Source organism: Dethiosulfatibacter sp., assembly GCF_983023055.1.
In genome coordinates this window covers 1-4034 of the sequence record NZ_CEZJXU010000233.1, presented here as the reverse complement: position 1 = coordinate 4034, position 4034 = coordinate 1, and the positions used below count along the sequence as shown (strand labels likewise).

The following is a 4034-nucleotide window of genomic DNA, read 5'->3' as shown; positions in this document are numbered from 1 at the left end:
GGCTACAATATTGCGTCCTATACTAATATTGACAATAGGATTGTCCTTTATAACTTTAGCTGACTCAATGACCTCTACTGTTTCCCTTATGTCCTTAAAAGATAGTGTTGGCGTCAAGGAAGCACCTTTGTCAATTAAACTTTTCTGGGGAATATACATGGGATTGACTGCATATATTTTCATATTAAATGGAGGTATAGACGGCACGAAGGTTGTCATGGCGTTATCCGGTTTCCCAATATTAATAATTGAATTATTGATGATGTTTGGAATATTCTACAAATTGATTTATAAGGCAGATTATGATAAATCCGAACTGGATACTGGTAATAAATCTGAAGATATAGCTTAACAATGAAGACTTCACATATGTAATATCTATATGTGAAGTCTTCACTTAATAATCTTTAAGGAGGCAACATGATAGTAGAAAAAGACAAAATAGAAAAGCTGGTAATAGATAGAAATATGAACATAGAAGACTTTGTAGATGTTTGCAGATATAATAAGAAAGTAGAGTTTTCTGATAATTATTGCAAAAGAGTAAACAGAGCCAGTAATCTAGTTGCAAAATGGACTGAGGAAGAACGTACAATATATGGAACTACTACCGGTTTTGGAGTTCTTTGTACTGAAGCGATATCAAAGGAAGATGCTGCAGAATTATCACGAAGAGTAGTTTTAAGTTGTGCAACTTCAGTTGGTGATCCCCTGGAGATTGAACAGGTTAGAGGAATCATGCTTATGGTTCTGCTTAATGTAGGAACTGGACATACGGGAGCACGATTAAGTACAATGGAAATGTACCGCCAGTTTTTGAACAAAGATCTTACACCATATGTACCAAAAGAAGGATCAGTTGGATATTTAACTGTCGAAGCCCACGCAGCTCTCAATTTACTAGGAGAAGGAAAAGCTTATTATAAAAATAAATTAATGGATGCTAAACAAGCATTGAATCTGGCAGGTTTGGAGCCAATTAATCTTTCAACAAAAGAAGGTTTAGTGTTAACATCTTCAACAACTTCTCCCACTGCATTAGGCGCCCTGGCTCTTTATGATATGATCAATTCAGCAAAAGCTGCTGTTATAATAAGTTCTATGACTCTTGAAGTTCTTAAAGGATCAATCCGAGCTTTTGATAAAAGAATAATGGGTATTCGTCCCCATGAAGAACAAAGGAAAGTTGCCAATAACATAAGAAATATACTTGGAGATTCTCAAATTTGCAAGAAGTATTATGATTACAGAATACAGGATGCACTTTCCTTAAGATGTATTCCACAACTGCATGGTTCTGTCATAAAAACCCTTAACGATGCACTGAAAACAGTAGAGATAGAAATGAATTCATGTTGTGACAATCCAATAATTTGGCCTGAAGGTGATGATGGGGAAGCAATTTCAGGATGTAATTGTGATTCATCCTATGTCGGTATTGAAATGGATTCAGCCAGCATTGGAGCAACTATGATTGCCAAAATGTCCGAAAGAAGAAACTATAGACTATTGAATAGCGACCTTTCTGGATACCCATGGTTCCTAGTAAAAAATCCTGGACTTAACTGCGGTCTAATGATGACGCAGTATACACAGGCAGGATTACTGAATGATATGAAAATGATGTGCCAACCTGCTTGCATTGATAATGTTCCAACATGCGGCGGACAAGAAGACTATGTAGCTATGGGATATAACTCATCTAAAAAAGCTTTGAAAGTTTCTGAAATGCTGGATTACATATTAGCCATTGAATTATTATCCGTATATCAGGCACACCAATTCATGGATGAAGGCTTGGAACCTGGTTCTGCTTCCAGGGCCATTCTAAAGACACTAGGTGAAACTATTCCCGTCCTTGAAGAGGATGCTTTCTTGAATCCATACATCGAAGAAATAAAAGAACTGATAAACTCAGGAAAGCTAGTTGAAATAGTTGAAAATATTACTGGCAAACTTGAATTCTAATTTTGTAAAAACCAACTTAAACAGAGAATTAAATCAAAAAATATCCAGCGCACAATGCACTGGATATTTTTTTAATTACTCCAAAAATCATCTTCTTTGGTTATATTCAATTTTTTAATTCTATAAATCGTGCTCTGTCGTATTATACCCAAATATTCCGAAGCCTTTGTTATATTCCAGTTAAATCTATTTAATGCTTCAACTATCAATCTTCTTTCAAGCTCATTCAATGTTTCCGGCAATGAATTTGACCTTGCCTTTCTCTTGTTTTTTTCTTTTAATAATTTATTCTTTAGGAAACCAGGAAGATGCTCCGATATTAACTTCGTTTCATTAGTTTCAGAACTCATAACTAAATTTTCAATTACATGATCCAGTTCTCTAACATTCCCGGGCCATATGTAATCAAACAACATTCCCTTCAAATCATTGCCTATTTCAACAATATTTTTATTGAGTATTTCATTATATTTGTTTATAAAATAATTCGTTAGGTATTGAATATCCTCCTGTCTCTCCCTGAGAGGCGGAATCAATAAACATAATCTTGAAATCCTATAATAAAGATCCTCTCTAAGTCTACCTTCATTTATCAACTTATCCGGTTCTTCGTTTATTGCACATATAATTCTGCATTTAATGGGTTTATTTTCCAATCCTCCAACTTTTCTAAATCTTTTTTCTTGAAGAACTCTCAATAATTTTGTCTGCATATAAATGGGCATTGAATTTAATTCATCAAGAAACAATGTGCCTCTTCCCGCTGCATCAAAATATCCATCCTTTTCTACAGACCCTGTAAAAGACCCTTTGGCAGTTCCAAAAAGAGTGCTTTCCAGCAGGTTTTCAGGTAACGCTGCACAGTTGACTGCAAAAAACTTTTCTTTTTTATTCTTACTTATATTATGGATGCTCTGAGCAAACATTTCCTTTCCAACACCTGTTTCTCCTATAATCAACAAATTACCTGCCATTAGTGACAACTGCTCTGCATCTTTGATTGTTTTCTTAATGGAGTCGCTATTACCTTTTATATCATTGAAGGTATAAAAAGTTCCATTGTCATAATAATTCTCGCTGTTTTCACCTTTTATTTTTCTTTTTAATTCAATGGTCTCTGACAGCAGCTCTAGAAGGCTGGACTCATTTTTACTCACAGAAAATACTGCTATTGATTTTTCATCCTTTATTATTGGATAAGTGGCATAGGCCACGTATTTTTCAATATTTCCATCTTTTGCATGCGATTTATATTCATTTATTGGAATCTGTGATTTGAATACACTTCTATGTTCAGATGTTTCAGGAGATGCATAATTATATACTTCCCAAAGATGTTTTCCTATGCAATCTTCCTGTTTCAAACCTTCAAGTTCTTCTTGAGCTTTATTATACAGACTTATCTTTCCTTCTTCATCGCTCATCAATAGTCCGTCATCAATCTTTGAGAATATTTCATCATAACAATAAATATAGTTTTCATCTTCATTTAACCTTGTCACATCTTCAAGTATTACTATAGTAGTTTCCATCCCTGCTGTTTTTATACTTGATGCATTAATAAAATACATTTTATTGTTGCTAAAAAAAACTTTTCTTTTATTATGCAATTCTTCCAATTCTAATAAAAAGACATCTTTAAATTTACAATTAACAATATTTGTATTGCCAAAAATATTTTTGACATTTTTGTTTATATTTTCAATAACACCATCACCATTCACAGTTATTATAACGGGTTTAGATTTTTTTACATTATCTAAAAAATTAATATTAATCCCTCCAAATAAATTACACAAGCAATATATCTTGATTCACTTCAATTTACTAAAAATGTTATCATTAAATACAAAATGTGTCAATTCAATTAAATTCTAATGATGTCGAATACTAAAAATCAACAAACTATAAATAATTATTCCTGCTAAAAAAAACAGGTGGAAAACTCCTGAACAATGAGCTTTTCCACCTGTTTCAGCATCAATATAATGTTCTAATTGTCAATTATTTCTAACGAGGAGCCACTCCATCAGGTCCAAATGTTACAAATTCAGCTGGTTGCCACC

The 4034-nt window shown here is 33.2% G+C and carries 3 protein-coding genes; 2 read left to right on the top strand and 1 reads right to left on the bottom strand.

Annotation, left to right across the window (positions count from 1 at the left end; translation table 11 throughout):
• Window positions 1–352, top strand: a 352-nt coding sequence (locus AC3AX0_RS08705) for a BCCT family transporter (RefSeq protein WP_487549908.1), incomplete at its 5' end; no start/stop codon positions are given.
• Window positions 353–420: 68 nt separating this feature from the next.
• Window positions 421–1968, top strand: a complete 1548-nt coding sequence (locus tag AC3AX0_RS08700; RefSeq protein ID WP_487549907.1) for an HAL/PAL/TAL family ammonia-lyase — start codon at window positions 421–423, stop codon at window positions 1966–1968.
• Between the two features lie 71 nt (window positions 1969–2039).
• On the opposite strand, the gene AC3AX0_RS08695 is transcribed toward AC3AX0_RS08700, so the two are convergent.
• The gene (locus AC3AX0_RS08695) at window positions 2040–3539 is read right to left on the bottom strand and encodes a sigma-54 interaction domain-containing protein (RefSeq protein WP_487549906.1); all 1500 of its coding nucleotides are present in this window, start codon (window positions 3537–3539) and stop codon (window positions 2040–2042) included.
• Window positions 3540–4034: the final 495 nt, after the last annotated feature.

Excerpts from the sequence above, each read along its gene's own strand:
- AC3AX0_RS08695 (WP_487549906.1), bottom strand. The coding sequence starts at position 3,539 with ATGTATTTTATTAATGCATCAAGTATAAAAACAGCAGGGATGGAAACT.
- AC3AX0_RS08700 (WP_487549907.1), top strand. The coding sequence starts at position 421 with ATGATAGTAGAAAAAGACAAAATAGAAAAGCTGGTAATAGATAGAAAT.